Source organism: Paracholeplasma brassicae, from assembly GCF_000967915.1.
GTDB classification, from domain to species: domain Bacteria; phylum Bacillota_I; class Bacilli_A; order Acholeplasmatales; family UBA5453; genus Paracholeplasma; species Paracholeplasma brassicae.
Window position 1 is genome coordinate 1,517,767 of the sequence record NC_022549.1, and the last position, 17,813, is coordinate 1,535,579.

12 protein-coding genes and 1 tRNA gene are annotated in these 17,813 nt (G+C 34.0%); 2 read left to right on the top strand and 11 right to left on the bottom strand.

Features of this window, described 5'->3' with window-relative positions; genetic code table 11:
• Nucleotides 1-135 precede the first annotated feature (135 nt).
• The 4 genes from nifJ to BN853_RS07195 form a co-directional block, all read right to left on the bottom strand.
• A complete protein-coding gene (gene nifJ / locus BN853_RS07180; RefSeq protein WP_030005283.1) occupies nucleotides 136-3,672 on the bottom strand; it encodes a pyruvate:ferredoxin (flavodoxin) oxidoreductase in 3,537 nt (1,178 codons plus the stop codon).
• A gap of 124 nt (nucleotides 3,673-3,796) precedes the next feature.
• Nucleotides 3,797-4,261: a thioredoxin-dependent thiol peroxidase gene (bcp, locus tag BN853_RS07185; RefSeq protein ID WP_030005284.1), complete on the bottom strand. Its 465-nt coding sequence runs from the start codon at nucleotides 4,259-4,261 to the stop codon at nucleotides 3,797-3,799.
• A 5-nt stretch (nucleotides 4,262-4,266) separates the two neighbouring features.
• Nucleotides 4,267-4,830 (bottom strand): hypothetical protein, encoded by a 564-nt coding sequence (locus tag BN853_RS07190; RefSeq protein ID WP_052591342.1) that lies wholly within the window; start codon nucleotides 4,828-4,830, stop codon nucleotides 4,267-4,269.
• 129 nt (nucleotides 4,831-4,959) lie between these two features.
• On the bottom strand, nucleotides 4,960-6,792 hold the full coding sequence (locus BN853_RS07195) for a heavy metal translocating P-type ATPase (RefSeq protein WP_052591345.1): 1,833 nt from the start codon (nucleotides 6,790-6,792) through the stop codon (nucleotides 4,960-4,962).
• Nucleotides 6,793-7,113: 321 nt separating this feature from the next.
• Between BN853_RS07195 and BN853_RS07200 the strand changes: the two genes are divergently transcribed.
• Nucleotides 7,114-7,419, top strand: a complete 306-nt coding sequence (locus BN853_RS07200) for a putative quinol monooxygenase (RefSeq protein WP_030005287.1) — start codon at nucleotides 7,114-7,116, stop codon at nucleotides 7,417-7,419.
• Nucleotides 7,420-7,544: 125 nt separating this feature from the next.
• Here the strand turns inward: BN853_RS07200 and BN853_RS08860 are convergent, their stop codons facing one another.
• From BN853_RS08860 to BN853_RS07220, 3 genes are all read right to left on the bottom strand, one after another.
• On the bottom strand, nucleotides 7,545-7,730 hold the full coding sequence (locus tag BN853_RS08860) for a TipAS antibiotic-recognition domain-containing protein (RefSeq protein WP_197539975.1): 186 nt from the start codon (nucleotides 7,728-7,730) through the stop codon (nucleotides 7,545-7,547).
• 340 nt (nucleotides 7,731-8,070) lie between these two features.
• Entirely contained in the window at nucleotides 8,071-8,628 is a 558-nt protein-coding gene (locus BN853_RS07210) for a hypothetical protein (protein ID WP_052591347.1), read from the bottom strand.
• 555 nt (nucleotides 8,629-9,183) lie between these two features.
• Complete coding sequence (locus BN853_RS07220) at nucleotides 9,184-9,384, bottom strand: hypothetical protein (RefSeq protein ID WP_030005292.1); 201 nt, start codon at nucleotides 9,382-9,384, stop codon at nucleotides 9,184-9,186.
• A gap of 1,027 nt (nucleotides 9,385-10,411) precedes the next feature.
• Between BN853_RS07220 and BN853_RS07225 the strand changes: the two genes are divergently transcribed.
• Nucleotides 10,412-11,611 carry an IS110 family RNA-guided transposase gene (locus BN853_RS07225; protein WP_052591349.1) on the top strand — a complete coding sequence of 400 codons (1,200 nt, stop codon included), beginning with the start codon at nucleotides 10,412-10,414 and terminating at the stop codon, nucleotides 11,609-11,611.
• Nucleotides 11,612-11,769: 158 nt separating this feature from the next.
• Here BN853_RS07225 and BN853_RS07230 read toward each other — a convergent pair whose 3' ends face one another.
• The 4 genes from BN853_RS07230 to BN853_RS07245 all read right to left on the bottom strand — a co-directional run bounded on the left by BN853_RS07230 (nucleotide 11,770) and on the right by BN853_RS07245 (nucleotide 17,794).
• Nucleotides 11,770-13,986, bottom strand: a complete 2,217-nt coding sequence (locus tag BN853_RS07230; RefSeq protein ID WP_030005294.1) for a DUF4116 domain-containing protein — start codon at nucleotides 13,984-13,986, stop codon at nucleotides 11,770-11,772.
• A gap of 628 nt (nucleotides 13,987-14,614) precedes the next feature.
• The gene (locus tag BN853_RS07235; RefSeq protein ID WP_084232969.1) at nucleotides 14,615-15,286 is read right to left on the bottom strand and encodes a recombinase zinc beta ribbon domain-containing protein; all 672 of its coding nucleotides are present in this window, start codon (nucleotides 15,284-15,286) and stop codon (nucleotides 14,615-14,617) included.
• A gap of 262 nt (nucleotides 15,287-15,548) precedes the next feature.
• Nucleotides 15,549-15,633, bottom strand: a tRNA-Leu gene (locus BN853_RS07240).
• 46 nt (nucleotides 15,634-15,679) lie between these two features.
• A complete protein-coding gene (locus BN853_RS07245; protein WP_030005296.1) occupies nucleotides 15,680-17,794 on the bottom strand; it encodes an LTA synthase family protein in 2,115 nt (704 codons plus the stop codon).
• Nucleotides 17,795-17,813 lie beyond the last annotated feature (19 nt).

Sequence of the window (17,813 nt, forward strand, 5' to 3'; positions counted from 1 at the left end):
CCATGTTTTATATATAATATTCCAAAAAAAAACAAAAAAATCAATTCATCCCGCTACCTATAGAGAAAGGGGGACTTCTTGATTAGATTGTTAAAAAAACACCACTCGTTTCCAAGTGGTGTTTTACTAATCTAATTATTCAGTTTCTAATGAGTAATCCATTGCTTTGTATCTTTGATACATTGCCCAACGATGTTTAGCATCTTTAAGGTTTTGTTGTAAAAGCTCTTCCGCATGATCTGGATTAATTTGTGAAAGTTGTGAGTATCTTGATTCACTTAATAAGTAATCTTGATATTTGTCCCAGACTGGTGGCTTAGAATCGATTTGGAATGGATTCTTACCTACTTCTGCAAGTCTTGGGTCAAAACGGAACGTTGGCCAGTAACCACATTCAGTAGCAAGTTTTGATTGTGCCGCTGATTGAGTTAATCCACCTTTGATACCGTGTTCGATACATGGTGAATACGCAAGAATTAATGATGGACCTGGGTAACTTTCTGCTTCTTTCATTGCTTTAATGACTTGTGCAGGTGATGCCCCGTGTGAAATTTGTGCAACATACACGTGTCCATAACTCATTGCGATTGCAGCTAGGTCTTTTTTCTTAGTCTTCTTACCAGACGCGGCAAATTTAGCGATTGCTGCGGTTGGTGCTGATTTACTTGATTGACCACCAGTGTTTGAATAAACTTCGGTATCAAGCACTAAAATATTGACGTCTTCGTTGTTAGCTAAGACGTGGTCAATACCACCGTAACCGATGTCGTATGCCCAACCGTCGCCACCAAGAATCCACTGTGTGACTCTAACGAAGTATTCTTTTAATTCTAATAGTTCACGTGCGTAAGGCGCGTCAACTTTTTCTAATTGATCAATTAATTGAGGTGCTAATTCTTGAGTGATTTCACCATCAGCTCTATTTTCTAACCATTTAGTTACAAGGCCTTTTAATGCTTCAGGCATGTCATTTAAATGATCAGCAAAGATGCTTTGGATTCTGTCTCTCATGGTTTCATAAGCAATTCTCATACCAAAACCAAATTCGGCATTATCTTCAAATAATGAGTTAGCCCAAGCTGGTCCTCTACCGTTTGGTAAAGTGGTATATGGCGTTGCTGGGAAAGATCCACCATAAATTGATGTACAACCAGTTGCGTTTGCAATGACCATACGTTCACCGAATAATTGCGTGATTGCTTTGATGTATGGTGTTTCACCACAACCAGCACAAGCCCCTGAGAATTCGAATAATGGTTTGTTAAAGTTTACGTTTTTAACGTTGTTTGTTCCGATATTTTTATAAGTAACTTCATTAAAGAAATAGTCAGCAATTTGTTGTGAACCGTTAGCTAATTCTGGTCCAATTGGTGTCATTGCTAATGCCTTGGTAGGTGCAGGACAGACTTGAACACAAACACCACATTCGGTACAGTCAAGTGTTGATACTTGGATGGTGTATTTGTATTTATCTAAGTCTTTACCTTTACCTGGAATCATCTTAGAACCAGCTGGTGCTTTTGCAGCTTCTTCGTCATCAGCTAAGAATGCACGAATAACAGCATGAGGACATGCGAATACGCATTGGTTACATTGGATACAGTTTTCTTCTCTCCATTCAGGAACGAAGTTTGCAATCCCACGTTTTTCATAAGCCGCTGAGCCTTGAGTCATGTGAGCATCTTCATAACCTAAGAATGCCGATACAGGAAGTGAATCCCCTTCAATTGCGTTAATGACGTCTGCAATGTTTTTAACGAATGCTGGACGATCATCTACTTTCTTTTCTTCATCTTCTAGGAAAGCCCATTCTGGTTTAACATCGATTTCAACTAAGTGGTTTCCACCAGCTTCAATCCCTGCCCAGTTTAATTTAACAACGGCTTCACCTTTTCTGCCATACGCTTTTTCTGCGTACTTCTTCATCAATTCTTGTGCTCTTTCAAATGGCATTAATTGTTCATTAAGCTTAAAGAAAGCACTTTGCATGATGGTGTTAATTCTTCTACCTAGACCAATTTCATAAGCTAAATCAACGGCGTTGATGATGTACATCTTCGCATTTTTTTGAGCCAATTGACGTTTAACCTTATTTGGTAAGAACGCTTCAATTTCCTCTTTTGGAACCGTTGTATTTAGTAAGAAACGACCATTTTGTCTTAAGCCTTTAAGCATGTCATATTTCACTAAGTAAGTGTCTGTTGAACATGAGACAAAATGTGGATTATTAACTAAGTAAGTTGATTTAATTGGTGTTGGGCTGAAACGTAAATGCATACGAGTAACCCCACCAGCCTTCTTCGAGTCATAAGCCGCATAAGCTTGTGAGTAAAGGTTTGTGTTATCACCAATGATTTTAACGGTATTCTTAGAAGCACCTACGGTACCATCTGAACCTAAACCAAAGAATAATAATTCTCTTGTTGCTTCATCCGTTACGTCAATGTTTTCTGAGAAATCAATTGAACTATGAGTCACGTCATCGTTGATACCAACTTTGAAGTGATCTTTTTGTTCACCCGCTAGGTTTTTATAAACTGCGTTAATCATATTTGGTGTTGTATCTTTAGATGAAAGACCATAAATACCACCTAGGATGACTGGTTGTTTTTCTTTGCCGTAGAATAATGATTTAACGTCTAGGTATAATGGTTCACCCACACTACCTGGTTCAATCGTACGGTCAAGTACAGCAATGCGTTCAACCGATTTAGGGAACACATCAAAGAAATATTTTTCTGAGAATGGACGATATAAGTGAACACCTAAAATACCCACTTTTTTACCATTTCGATTTAAATAGTCAATTGTTTGTTTTGCGGTATCAACAACAGAACCCATCGCGACGATGATGTCAGTTGCATCTTTATCCCCATAATAAACAAATGGCGCATAATCTCTACCTGTTACCTTAGAGATTTCTTGCATGTAATCATTTACGATGTCTGGAATTTGATCATAGTGAGACGCTTGTAATGTACGAGTTTGGAAATAAACGTCGTCATTTTGTGCAGAACCTCTTGTTTTAGGATGTGCCGGATTTAATGCACCTGATCTAAACTTTTCAACTGCTTTACGATCAAGAAGACGATCAAAGACTTCATAATCTAATACTTCAATTGAGTTTACTTCGTGAGACGTTCTAAATCCATCAAAGAAATGAACGAATGGCACGCTTGATTTAATCGCAGAAAGGTGTGCAATACCCCCTAGATCCATTACTTCTTGTACAGATCCACTAGCGAGCATTGCCCAGCCAGCTTGTCTTACTGCCATCACGTCTTGGTGGTCACCAAAAATTGATAGCGCTTGTGCCGCAATACTTCTTGCAGCAACATGGATTACCCCTGGTAGTAATTGCCCAGCAATTTTGTACATATTAGGTAATTTAAGTAATAAACCTTGAGACGCAGTAAATGAAGTAGTTAATAACCCCATTTGAAGTGATCCGTGAACTGTACCAACAGCCCCTGCTTCACTTTGCATTTCAACGACTTTTACTGGCATACCAAATAAGTTTTTCTTACCTTGGGAAGCCCATAAGTCAACATTTTGTCCGATTGGAGTTGATGGGGTAATTGGATAGATCCCTGCAACTTCAGTAAAAGCATATGCGACATACGCAGACGCTTCAGCACCGTCCATTGACTTAATAACTTTCTTATCAGCCATATTTTATCCTCCTTGTGCTTATTCTTTTAGAATAACCTTGCATGTTTGATTATAACTCATTTTAGATGTGATTGCAACCTGCCATCACCCAAAAAACTCAAAAACAAGCCATATTAAAAACTTTCTAAACTTGTATCCCTAGGTATTTTAAAACATCGGTTGGATTGGATTTAGCAGATACCTTTTTATAAACCTTTTCAATCACACCTTCTTCATTAAGAATAAAGGTAGAGCGTTTCATTCCAATGGAGATTTTCCCATATAAATTCTTTTCTCCCCAAGCACCAAAATAGGTTGAAACCTCTGTTGTTTCATCCGATAACAACACAAATGGCAGTTGGTATTTTGATATAAACGATTCATGAGATTGGCTTGAATCCGCACTAATCCCTAACAACACCACACCTAGATCTTCATACACTTGGTAGTGGTCTCTAAAACCACACGCTTGTGTTGTACACCCTGGTGAATCATCCTTAGAATAAAAATAAATCACTACTTTTTTCCCTAGATAGTCGTTTAGTTGATGCGTAATCCCTTTATCATCTTTTAATTGAAAGTTTTTTACTTTCGTTCCTACTTCTAACATGAAAATTAATCCTCCTTTATTTTTTCTAACACTGATTCATAAGTCATCGTTTTATTGACCTCAAAATACGTGATTTCGTACTTAACCGTGACTTCTTTTTGCTTAAACATGTCATTAAGCCATGTTTCAACTTGATTCTTCATTTCCTTAACGATGATACCACTTAAATTAACAAACAAAACACCAAAAATACCATTGTTAAAATACGCTTTTGTATCAAATGAAAAACGCTCATTTAATAACGTTCCAATGGGTTTGATTAGATCTGTGTGTTCACTTTGAACTGTAAGTTTCATCAGGTAAAGTTCCGTGATTTTACCAGCTTCAAGACCTTTATGAAGCTTTTGATAATCTCTTTGAAATCCTAATTCATTATAAACACCCGTATAAATATCTTTAAGTGCTTGTTTTTTCTTTTCAATTAGATAAATACCTGCAATTAAACCAAGGATTAAAAACGAAAACAATAAAACAACGATACCTTCAGTCACATGGTTATTAATGAATAAAAAGATACTTGATGCGAGTGCGATTAAAAACATAATAAAATGCATGATTATTCTAAGCATATTTTAATTAGGCGATAAACGCCAACCTTTCTAAAGATTTCCACACTTACATTATACCAAATAATCGATTCAATCAAAAATAGATAACAAAGACAAAAAAGTGCTAGCCTCACGCCAGCACCTTTCATTCTATTTAAATAAAAGCCTTAAACTATTTAGTATCACTAGAATTGTCGATCCCTCATGAAAAATAACCCCAATTGGTAATAACACCCATCCAAATAGATTAGAAATCAGTAACAAGACAATCACCGATATCGAAAAGATCATGTTTTGAAGTATCACATTTTTCATTCGTTTTGATAACGTGATTGAAGACAAGATATGACTTAGCTTATTATTCATAAAGACCACATCAGCCGTTTCTAGACTCACATCAGTCCCATCACCCATCGCTACACCGACTGAAGCAAGCGATAGCGCAGGTGCGTCATTGATACCATCACCAACCATCATCACGTGCTTGTCATCCTTATTTAGTTCCTCTATAATGGTTCTTTTTGAATCAGGAAAACAGTTACTCTTATAAGAATCAAGTTTCAATTCCTCAGCGATGGCTTTTGCCGTAAACTCATTATCGCCTGTCAACATCATCGTCTCTATCTGATTGTTTTTTAAGAACTTGATCACATCAATGGCATCTTTTCTTAAGGTATCTTTTAACCCAATATAGCCAATCAAACGCTCTGATTGATAAACATACACCAAGGTCGCGCCCTGATTAAAAAATGCTTTCATATTGTCCGTTGTTATTTCATTATCATTCTTTCTTCCAATAAAATAGGTCTGTCCCTCATAAACCGCCTCAACACCAAAGCCCGCAGACTCCTTTGTTTCAAGTTCAACTTTGGTCGCTTGACTAAAATAATTGACAATTGATAACGCCAACGGGTGATTGGACTGTGACTCCATCGAATAGACCACATTCTTAAATAATTCTTCATTTATTTGCAGCACGTGATACCCAATGACTTTTGGCTTTCCTTCGGTTAAGGTACCTGTTTTATCAAATACAACCGTATCAATGGATCTTAAGCGCTCTAAGTGACTACCACCTTTGATCAAAATACCTTTTCTAGCAGCGTTAGATAAGCTTGAGAGTACCGCTGGTGACACAGAGGCAACCAGTGCACAAGGTGAACCTACAACTAAGATAACAATCCCTCGGTATATCGCTTCTTCTTTTGGTAACCAATTAAAAATGATTGGTAGTGTCATCATCATAATTGAAAATAATATCACCAGATAAACATAATATTTTTCTACCCGATCAATCCACGTTTGTGACTCGGTCTTTTGTTCTTGAGCTTCTTTTACGAAATCGATTATTTTTTGAACAATCGTATCACTTGGGTTTTTAGTTACCTCAACATGAATCGTCGAAGATAAATTGATTGTTCCCGCATAAACATGGTCACCTTCTATTTTTTCTACGGGTAAAAACTCACCCGTAATGGCTTGTTCATTTAAAGAAGTAGATCCTTTAAATATTTTACCGTCTGATGGCACAGAATCGCCATTTTTCACAACAACCACATCGCCAATTTGAAGTTCTTTCGCCTCAACTTCTAACAGTTCTTCACCAACCACCTTAAGCGCCGTCGTCGGTGCGAGTTTTAATAAATTCTTAAACGCCTTTTCACTCTTTGATGTGGCGTATTCTTCAAGCACACCACTAAACCCAAAGATTAAAATTAAAATAGCACCTTCTTTAAAGTCATTGACGATAAATGCGCCAACTGCCGCAAGTATCATTAATATTTCAACATTCAATTGTTTGTTAGAGATGGTATCTAGAATACCTTCTTTAGCTTTGGCATACCCACCTATAACAAAGGCAAGCCCAAACACAGTCATTAAAATTTCTTTGGTTGAAAAAGGTTCGATAATTACCCCTGTAATGATTAAGAACAGAGAGATCAGTATTGCGAATAAATCGATTTGTACGTTTGTTAGTTTCATATTAATTAGCCTCAAAAAATGCCTTGAGGTTTCCTCCATGTTCTTATTATACCAAATAAATAGTCTTATCATATAAATAATGCTCATCTTTATTATAAATAGGTGTCTTAATTATAAATATTATGTCTTAAGTTCAAATAACCATGTATTTCTTAGTTGCTTTTACCATTACTCAATGAATTTACCGTATTTTCTGCTATATCACATGTAAACCGTCAAGTAAAATTGACACCACTATAAATAATGATATATAATACTTCATGACTACAAATAAGAGTATGATGCAAAAAAACATCAATTCTAAATTTAAGGGGGATTATGATGAATAAATTCAGTTTATTTGGTAAGTTTATAGTACAAGAAGGCAAACGTGACACTATGGTTGAAATATTGTTAGAGGCAGCTTCATCAATGAAAAATCTTTTAGAATGTGAAATATATCTTGTAAATACTTCTAAAGATGAACCCAATACAGTCTATGTATATGAAGTATGGAGTAATGAAAATGCACATCAGGAATCTTTAACACTTGAGTCTACTCAAACATTAATAAAACGTGCAAAACCCATCATTACAGGTATGGGAAGAATTAGCACATTAGAAACAATAGGTGGAAAAGGTATTTGAACAACTTTTTAATTAGTCCAAGATTGTTATAACAGAAGAACCGCCTTTCAAAAAGACGGTTCTTCTTATAGTATCTGCATGATACCTAAATTTAAATATCTATTCAAATTTAGGTAACAGTATCATTATTTTTGTTTGATGTTTAGAATTATTTCTTCTTGTACGACTTCTTTAAGTAATTCAGCAAGTCCTACCCCATGTTGATCATAATACTTTTTAAAGCGTGGATCATTTACATACATGTCTACTAAATTAAAATGTGCTTTTATGTCAATATTGGTAATGTACCCCATCAAATTTACTAGAAACAAATAATATTTCATTAAAAAGCGACTAGTTTTTGAAAACACTATTCGACTGAAAGTATTCACATAAAATATTTATCGTATCTTCATAGCCTTTGTTAATGATATACATCCCCTTGGAGTCCCTCTTCAATATTTCTAAAGAAGTCAATAAATCGAACAATTTTAATGCATCATTAAACCCCAGTTTAAATTGGTACTGAATCCTGTTAATAGAAGGTCTGTTCATCTCTATCATATAGAGTACAACCATTTGCAAAAAATCTTGACTAAATCCTTCAAGTTCAGGCATAAAGTTATTCCTTTCTCATCAATATTCACAAATTTTGATTTATAAAATGCGTTATTACTCATTATTAGGTTTTACGAATTCTTTTGACTTATAATGAATATAATTGCCATCCTGATCAATTTGAACTTTATTTAAATCAAAATATCTTTTACCATCTAAGCTACTAAAGTGATTGATGTTTCGCTCTCTAAATATTGATAGTGGAATATCATCAGATGAAGGTTCAAAGTGTACAGAATTTTTATGAGGAAAATCAAACTCAACCTTTTCGTTCCATTCTTCTATTTCAATATCCGTAAACCTGCCCCAACTAGTTATAACATCTATACGATCTGGAGCTCCAGGATTAAGATCAATATATGATAAGTTTAGCTTATCTTCAAGATACTGAGCCTCTTTTACATCTAAATATACGTATCCATGCCCGTTGAATCCATTTACAAACACAGTATCTCCATCTTTATATCCCAAAGAAAATAATTCAATTTCAAGCGTTAGATGTAGATAGTTGAGATTTGCACTAAAAAGGAAATTCATCATCCTATTATTAAAAGCTAGTGCATCTGTCATCGAATCTTCAAATGTAAACCATTCAAACTTTTTTGCTTTCATGTTCTCATCCCATTTCTATTATTTATCAGTATAATTGTCAATTATCAAATTTATTTCCCGGAAGGTTTTTTGCTTTCTAAACTGTTATTAACAAATACTCCGTCTTTATTTTTTTTATTACACTGTCAAACTTAACTTGTGCAATATTTCCATCGACCGAAATGAGTTCTCCAATTCCGAACATTTCATGATACATATAATTTCTAGGAAATCTTTTTAGACTTTTGATAAGTGGTATTAGGAACTTCTTTTCATCAATTGCTAATGTACTAATGGCATCTATGATTAAGTCTATTTTCGAATCTTCCATATTGAGCAAATCATAGACATACTGAATATCAATTACATACTTGTTGTTTTTGGAAATTTTATATTGGTGAAACACATATAATAATACAGCATCAGTACTTATGCTTGACAAACTTGATAGGTCCATGCTTTCTTCACTCAATTTACAGTAATGATAATAATAAATTACCTCTTCTTCTATATTGCCTTGTTCTTTTGCGTGTCCAATAATATCAAGATAATTTCTTAATGTTGTATTTTTATATCCTAATAATATAGCCCAATGTAAAAATGTGCTCTATTTTCATTAACATATGATAACAACCTCCTTACAGAGGTATCCTTCCCATTAATGGCCATATTGGTTATGGTTTGAAAATCTATGTGCATATCTTTACCATCAATCATGTACTCGTCAAATAACTGACTTCTTCGTTGACCAGTGCCTATTTTTTGTCTACCTCTCATGTTATCTCCTCTAGATATCCATTATATTTGTAGTATTAGTGGTAATAAACACTAAATAATTTGTTTAACCTTCATAATAAGTATACCTCATTATTAAAATATTGTGTAGCATTTATTTTTTTGGATAGTTTTTATTATAAAACTACTGATAAAAAATCATGCAAACATAAGAAAAACCCTAGAAAGATTAAAAGCTAAACATATTATTGATAAAAGCAATATTCTAAGAAATATATTAGCAATAATTTAATTGGATTTTCTTTCCATATAAAAGTTAATCATTTAATCCTAATATCACAATTTGACTGATTTACAAAAATAAGATATTTCACCTGATGCATCACAAGTTAATTCATATTTCAATTCCCAATTTGTGTAAACTATCGAAATGTTTAAACATTCTAATACACAACCATCATGAAAAACTAGAATAAGATCCGAAGTTTTATTTATAGTTATTTTGCTAACTTTTTTAGAATTAATCAAGTCTATTAATTGGATATTTTCAATATGCTTTCTATCTAATGAACATAAAATTAGAGTTTCATCGCAAAAAAGTCTAAATTCATAATATAAAAGGTATCTTTTTCATTGTTATTCAATTTTAATTCAACCACATTATTGTATCATGTCCCCTGGTATCTTATCTAACTGTCAACCTTATTGTATCATGTCCCTTTGATATTATTTGGTAGTGACAAGAATTTTGTGTAAATGAAATGAATTAAAGTATTAAGAACTCTCTTTAGTGGTTTTAGATTTTTGAGCGCGACGTTTAATTGAACATTTCATTCTCCATCTCTAACTCACGGATTCTTTTACGCATCGCGTCCATTTCTTTTTTATTGACCGGTGTGCCGTTTTTTGAACCTTGGGTTCGTGAAAAAAAATGTCCAAAATTTCAGTTTATACACGAAACTAGTTTAGATCTAATGGTGTCAATGAACACGTATGAACAACGAAAAAAAGTAAGTGTATTCCAACTGAAACGAACCGTGTCATCTAACAAAGAAAGGTGGTAAGTACTGTGAAGAGTCCATGTGTAGCAGTGGACGTATCAAAGGGAAAGAGTTATTATCAAGGGTTTATTGAAATAGATAAACCAGCTAACAAAGCGACACCTATCGAGCACGACTTAGAGGGGTTTAAGTTTGTGTATGAATTAGGTCAAACATTGAAGGAAACGTATAGCGATGTCGTCTACGTATTTGAATCAACTGGGATCTATCATAAAGCGTTAGAAACATTTCTTATGAATCATGATGAAAAGTGTATTATTCTAAATCCTTTAGAGGCTTCAAAAATTCGTAAAACAGACTTAAGATCGACTAAGACAGACGCTAGGGACTGTAAGGGTATCGCTAAGGCATACTTCATGAAAGACTTTAGATTACACGATCAAAAAGATGAACTCTATGAGAAACTCCAAAGTATGAATGGACATTACAATTTTCTTATTCAGCAGTTAAGAGAAATGAAGGTCCATTTTAGAAATGCCTTAGACATCGTGTATCCAAGGTTCGATGTAGTTTATCCAAATCCTTATTTGGACATTCCCATGTCAATCTTAAAGCGATATGCTCATCCAGACGAACTAAAGAATAAGCGATTCGAAACAATTGTGAAGTATATCATGAAAGATACCAAACATAGAGGACCAAAAGCAATGGATGAAGCTAAGAAACTCAAAGGTTTTATTGACAATGTGTCTTCAGGTTGTCGTAGTAGTGCCTTTGAAGTAACCATTCTAAAGACTATGGTTAATAAGATCAGTGATCAAGAAGTTGAAATCGAGTTATGTTTGGATGAAATGAGAGAATTAGTGAGTGAAGTACCGCTTTATCATCAATTGATGAGTGTTCCAGGCATCGGAGACAATCTCGCAATCAGACTCATTGGTGAGTTAGGTGATTTAGACCGATTTGAACGTAGTGAACAACTAGTCGCCTATGCTGGTATCGATCCTAGAGTGTATCAATCTGGTCAAATGACAGGTGAACATCTACACATTACGAAGAAAGGTAATAAACACCTAAGGACGTTATTATTCTTGGCTATGTCGAGTAATGTGAGAATTGGAAAAACAAACATAATTTTAGATTTTTACAACAAAAAAAGGCAACAAACGAACCCTCTCGTTTATAAAGCTGCCTTAATTGCCTGTGCCAATAAATTACTAAGAATAATCTTTGGCATGTATAAGAGTGGAAAGAACTTCCACAAATAAATTTCAATTTCATTATACTACTTAGAATACTAGATTTCAAATCTGGTTTTTAAGTGTGTTCATAAATAGGGATAAATAAAACTTAAACTAGTGTTGACTTCCTTTATCTAATTTTTTATTTTCTTTTTTCATTGTTAAAACAGGCATTATAAATCTAATTAAAACCTCCTCGTTTTGATGGAAAGTTCTAAAAATGCTTTGTCATTCTTTAATTTCTCACTTGCATATTCTAATGCACATCCATCTTGCTCAATTGCTGCCAGGACTACTTCTTTGTCATTCTTTAATGTTTTACTTGCACATTCTAATGCCATTCCATCTTGTTTAACCGCTTCTAAGACAACTTCTTTGTCATTTTGTAATTCCTTGCTCGCATATGCTAGTGCGAATCCATCTTGTTTAACCGCTTCTAAGATAAATGCTTTATCATTCTTTAATGTTTCGCTGGCATATTTTAAGTACTCTCCATACTGCTTAACAGCTGCGAGGACTACTTCTTTGTCATTTTGTAATTTCTCACTCACATCTGCTAGTGCCCATCCATCTTGCTCAATTGCTGCCAGGACTACTTCTTTGTCATTTTGTAATTCCTTGCTCGCATATGCTAGTGCGATTCCATCTTGTTTAACCGCTTCTAAGACTACTTCTTTGTCATTCTTTAATGATTCACTGGCATATAGTAATGCCAATCCATTTACTTTAACCGCTTCTAAGACTACTTCTTTGTCATTCTTTAATGTTTCACTGGCATATGCTAATGCCCATCCATCTTCTTTAACCGCTTCTAAGACAAATGCTTTATCATTCTTTTGCTTACCAGCTGCGAGGACTACTTCTTTGTCATTCTTTAATTTTTCACTTGCATATTCTAATGCCCATCCATTTGCTTTAACCGCTTCTAAGACTACTTCTTTGTCATTCTTTAATGTTTCACTGGCATATGCTAATGCCCATCCATCTTCTTTAACCGCTTCTAAGACAAATGCTTTGTCATTCTTTAATGATTCACTGGCATATTTTAATGCCAATCCATTTACTTTAACCGCTTCTAAGACTACTTCTTTGTCATTCTTTAATGATTCACTGGCATATGCTAGAGCGTTTCCATTTGCTTTAACCGCTTCTAAGACTAATGCTTTATCATTCTTTAATGTTTCACTTGCATTTTTTAAGGACACTCCCTCCTGCTTAACAGCTGCCAGGACTACTTCTTTGTCATTCTTTAATGTTTCACTTGCATTTTTTAAGGACACTCCCTCCTGCTTAACAGCTGCCAGGACTACTTCTTTGTCATTTTGTAATTTCTCACTCACATATGCTAGTGCGTTTCCACTTGCTTTAACCGCTTCTAAGACAACTTCTTTGTCATTTTGTAATTTCTCACTCACATATGCTAGTGCGTTTCCACTTGCTTTAACCGCTTCTAAGACAACTTCTTTGTCATTTTGTAATTTCTCACTTGCATATTTTAATGCCCGTCCATTTGCTTTAACCGCTTCTAAGACAAATGCTTTGTCATTCTTTAATTTCTCACTTGCATATTTTAATGCACTTCCATTTTCTTTAACCGCTTCTAAGACTACTTCTTTGTCATTTTGTAATTTCTCACTCACATATGCTAGTGCGTTTCCTTTTGCTTTAACCGCTTCTAAGACAAATGCTTTGTCATTCTTTAATGATTCACTGGCATGTTCTAATGCCAATCCATTTACTTTAACCGCTTCTAAGACTAATGCTTTATCATTCTTTAATGTATCACTTGCATAAGCTAGTGCCCATCCATCTTGTTTAACAGCTTCTAAGACTACTTCTTTGTCATTCTTTAATGTTTCACTGGCATATGCTAATGCCCTTCCACGTTGTTTAACAGCTGCCAGGACTACTTCTTTGTCATTTTGTAATTTCTCACTTGCATATTTTAATGCCCGTCCATTTGCTTTAACCGCTTCTAAGACAAATGCTTTGTCATTCTTTAATTTCTCACTTGCATATTTTAATGCCCGTCCATTTGCTTTAACCGCTTCTAAGACAAATGCTTTGTCATTCTTTAATGATTCACTGGCATATGCTAATGCCCATCCATTTGCTTTAACCGCTTCTAAGACAACTTCTTTGTCATTTTGTAATTTCTCACTCACATATGCTAGTGCGTTTCCATTTGCTTTAACCGCTTCTAAGACAAATGCTTTGTCATTCTTTAATGATTCACTGGCATATTTTAAGAACTCTCCGTCCTGCTTAACAGCTGCCAGGACTACTTCTTTGTCATTCTTTAATGTTTTACTTGCATATTCTAGTGCAGATCCATCTTGTTTAACCGCTTCTAAGACAAATGCTTTGTCATTCTTTAATGTTTCACTTTTATTATTATTCATAAATCCCCCTTATTAATTAGTTTTATTCAATTTTACAATTAATCGATTTCTTAAACGTTTTACTTCTTGCAATATCTGTTTTTGTTATATTCTATACAACCTGAATATATTTTCTTGTACAACTTATCCAAAAATTCATCTAATGATATTTTTGTTTGAGTGCCTACTAAATTATTAGTTTCAAAGACGAGCAATTGATTACCTACAGCTATAAGTTCATCTAAATTTTCTTGACCTCTAGAAATTTGATATGCAATATTGAATACTTCAAGTAGTTGATTATTTATAAATAGTTCTCTTGATGTGTCTATTCTAATTCTGTCTAACTTATTGTAGCCTATACAAACTTTTTCATTTATACTAGATATGATAATTGAGCCATAAGAACAAACATTATTAATTTCTTAAAACTCATAAAAGTATCCCCTCTTCTTAATAGTTTAATTACCTTGATGAACTTTATTCCTTTTATAAAATTATAGCATTATTAACTATTATTAACAATATATGCAGCACTATTGATTTTTTTATTATGTTGTTTTACTATTTGCAACCCTCATTATAACAGAAAAAGTGGCATTAATTTGTTAAATGTCACCTTTTATCAGCATAAAATTATTCTTTAACTTCAAATTTCTTTGCCATTCTTCAATTTAAATGTTATGGTTTCATCTCTATGTACCATGCCACTCTCAACCATCATTGTAAAGAACGAATCATTCCATTCCGACATTTTATCTTTGGCATGTTTTAAGTTAGATAGAAACTCATTCATGATATAAACCCGAGCCTTTTTGTCGTCTCTTTTATTGATGAGTTCCTTTTGCTTGTTTTCTAATTCTTCGTATCTCGTTGTTAATTCACTATATCTGCTATCATATTCATCTATGCTCATATTTGATTTAGCATGATCGTTGATCAGCTTATTAACAAGTTCACTAATTACGGTTATTTCATCACCAGTTTTATTAATCTCAACATCTAAGTCTTTAGTGTTTGATAAAAGCTCAATGATTTCTTTGGTATCATCCATAACTCGTTTCTTATCTTTCATGGTAAAGTTATAGCTTTGAATGAATTTCATCTTGATCTCATCTTCTGATAAAGTGAGTGTCATACATTTATGCTTACCTTTATCAAATTTCTTATTACATCTATAAACAAGCTTTGAGTACTTATCTGTGGAGTGCCATCTTTTTCTGCCATAAAAACCACCACAATCTCCACATATAAGTTTAGATGCGAATGTGCTACTAAATGAATTATGTTTACCTAAACTTGTTTTTTGTTCAACTAATATTTGTGTGAGATATTTATCATTATAACTGTTTTAGACTCACTAAATTTTACTTATATCACCTTTGAATATACAGTCTAACTAATTGTTTTATTCTGCAAGACTAAAGATGCCCATCGTTTCCTTTTGCTGTATTAGACATAAATATAGTTTTAATTTTTCACACTATATTTGAATTATCAAAGTTTCATACTTCTATTCAAATCGAATGATTCATGCTGCGCGTATAAAAAAAAACGGCTTAAATAAGCCGTTAACTTTCAAGTGGTGCGGATGACAGGAGTTGAACCTGCACGCCGTAAGGCGCTAGATCCTAAGTCTAGTGCGTCTGCCAATTTCGCCACATCCGCGCAACTTGAATTATATCAAACTTTTAGAACCACGTCAACACAATTTTCAATTATTTTTTAAATATTGATGTAAGTTAAACGTGATTGCTTCATCCATACGCTTTTTGTAAACTATTACGTACTTGAAAACCTCATAAGGGTCTAATAATACATCATTTTCATCGACGTAGAAAAGAACGTTCTCAAGTGAGGTTTCTTTGTCGCTTGCTAGATGTTTGGATAACAAATAGTAATCATCTGTAATGATATCAAATGTTCTCGTATCAATCGAGAAGGTTCGTTCATCCGATATAGCGTTTACCCCGTAATAATAATGATCGGTATCTAGATTAAATAGTTCTATGATTGTACGGTATAAATCCACTTGGCTTCTAACAAGGTTTTGTTCACCTTTAATTAAGCCTCGTTTAATCGTACTTGTATCATTATCATCTGGTGCGTAAATAAAACTCAAGGTTTTTAACATTTCAGTTTTATATTCTAGCATTGATAGCTCCCTACCTAAAATCGTCTCTAAATCCGATTTTGGTATACCAGATCCATGATCGCCATAAAACACATAAACGGTGTCTTTTAACGATTTGGTCATTTCGATGAATTTGTCAAAAATCGAATCGTAATAACGTTCATAGTTAATGTATTTATAAGTCGCTGATTCGACAACAAGTTCTTCGGTTGTAAATCTCGGTGTCTCTAGGTAAGGGTCATATAAATATGGCGTATGCGGTTGCATTGTAATCGGGTATAAAAAGAACTTCTCTTTTTTTACTTGGCTCGTTATCGCCAACTGTTTTGTCCAATCAAATAACGCGAGATCACTTATCCATGGGCTCTTTGGATCGGTTTTATAATTGAGATCCGCAAAACGGTAATACCCATTTTTTGTTTTCTCAACAAACGCTTCTTTTTCATCAAAATAAAAATAGTCATCAAACTCATACATTTTTTCATGCACGTTTTCTCGATTATAAAACACTTTCACGTCACTATGTAACGACGCCTTATAATAATTTGTAAATAGTTTTGGTAATGCCTGCAGCTCATAAGGGGTCTTCTCATAATTCCAATAGACGGTCGTATCCCCTCTTGGGTATAAACCCGTCATCACAGAAAATTCTGCATCACTTGAATTACCTAAGCCAACGTTCGTATAAAAGTTGTTAAGTACATAGGATTCTTGTAGTAGTGCTTTTAACGTCTTAAAATACGTTTGATCCAAGAATGGACCTTCTTCATTTAATAAGAAGTGATTAAACGTTTCAAGGTGGATCACCATAATGTTCTTCCCCTCAAAAATGCCGTTTAATGATTGGTTCAAACCAATCAAAGCAGGATCCACCGATACCGTTTTTGCATCGATTAGCTCTAAAACATTTCCATAGGTTTGATTAAATAAATTAACGTATTCGGCTTGATTTTTATTGTACATTTCATAAATTTGCAAATCCGATTTGACGTATTCAATCTTTCCAAAATCAAATCCAAATAACTGACCTAAATAATAATTATAAAGCCCCGCCGATTGAACACCATACAACGGTCTTTCCGCCGTAATCGGCCAGTTGTCATCCATGTTGACTTTAACTACCCCAAGTGTCGATAAACTTAGAATAACCGATGTTAGTAATAACATCACCCCAAGCATCCTATTTTTAGGTAAATTCATTGCCTCGGATAATACCTCTTTTTCGTTTTTATAGCGAATGAATGTACGAATGATTAAATAAATAAAGACAAACGTTGGAATAAAGACAATCACACGGTAATAGACAATTAACTCTCTAAATGCCTCAACGACAATCGAACCCGCTAACGCCTGCGCTGGGTTATAAAATAGCGTCATCTCATAAATTGAAAACATGGTTTGGTAATACTTAGTAAATATACCAATCGAGAATATCGCTATATTAAGCAAAAATGTTACTGTCCCTAAATAGATGATTCTTCCCTTTAAGGACCTGATCAAGATAAAGCCTAAGAACAATAGGATCGATAACGCCGAAAAATTCCCAAGAATTGAATTCAGTTCAATCCAAGGCGTGCGTTTGAATGCGATTAAATATCGGTTTAATACGTTTGTTGTTACAAAATACGTATTGATTAAATTAAGTACATAAAAGAGTATGACGATCAATAATAGATCATTTCTTGTTTTTTTCATAATATCACCTTAGCATACC

Excerpts from the sequence above, each read along its gene's own strand:
- BN853_RS07190 (WP_052591342.1), bottom strand. The coding sequence starts at position 4,830 with ATGCTTAGAATAATCATGCATTTTATTATGTTTTTAATCGCACTCGCA.
- BN853_RS07245 (WP_030005296.1), bottom strand. The coding sequence starts at position 17,794 with ATGAAAAAAACAAGAAATGATCTATTATTGATCGTCATACTCTTTTAT.
- bcp (WP_030005284.1), bottom strand. The coding sequence starts at position 4,261 with ATGTTAGAAGTAGGAACGAAAGTAAAAAACTTTCAATTAAAAGATGAT.
- BN853_RS07210 (WP_052591347.1), bottom strand. The coding sequence starts at position 8,628 with ATGAAAGCAAAAAAGTTTGAATGGTTTACATTTGAAGATTCGATGACA.
- BN853_RS07220 (WP_030005292.1), bottom strand. The coding sequence starts at position 9,384 with ATGAGAGGTAGACAAAAAATAGGCACTGGTCAACGAAGAAGTCAGTTA.
- BN853_RS07195 (WP_052591345.1), bottom strand. The coding sequence starts at position 6,792 with ATGAAACTAACAAACGTACAAATCGATTTATTCGCAATACTGATCTCT.
- BN853_RS07200 (WP_030005287.1), top strand. The coding sequence starts at position 7,114 with ATGAATAAATTCAGTTTATTTGGTAAGTTTATAGTACAAGAAGGCAAA.
- nifJ (WP_030005283.1), bottom strand. The coding sequence starts at position 3,672 with ATGGCTGATAAGAAAGTTATTAAGTCAATGGACGGTGCTGAAGCGTCT.
- BN853_RS07230 (WP_030005294.1), bottom strand. The coding sequence starts at position 13,986 with ATGAATAATAATAAAAGTGAAACATTAAAGAATGACAAAGCATTTGTC.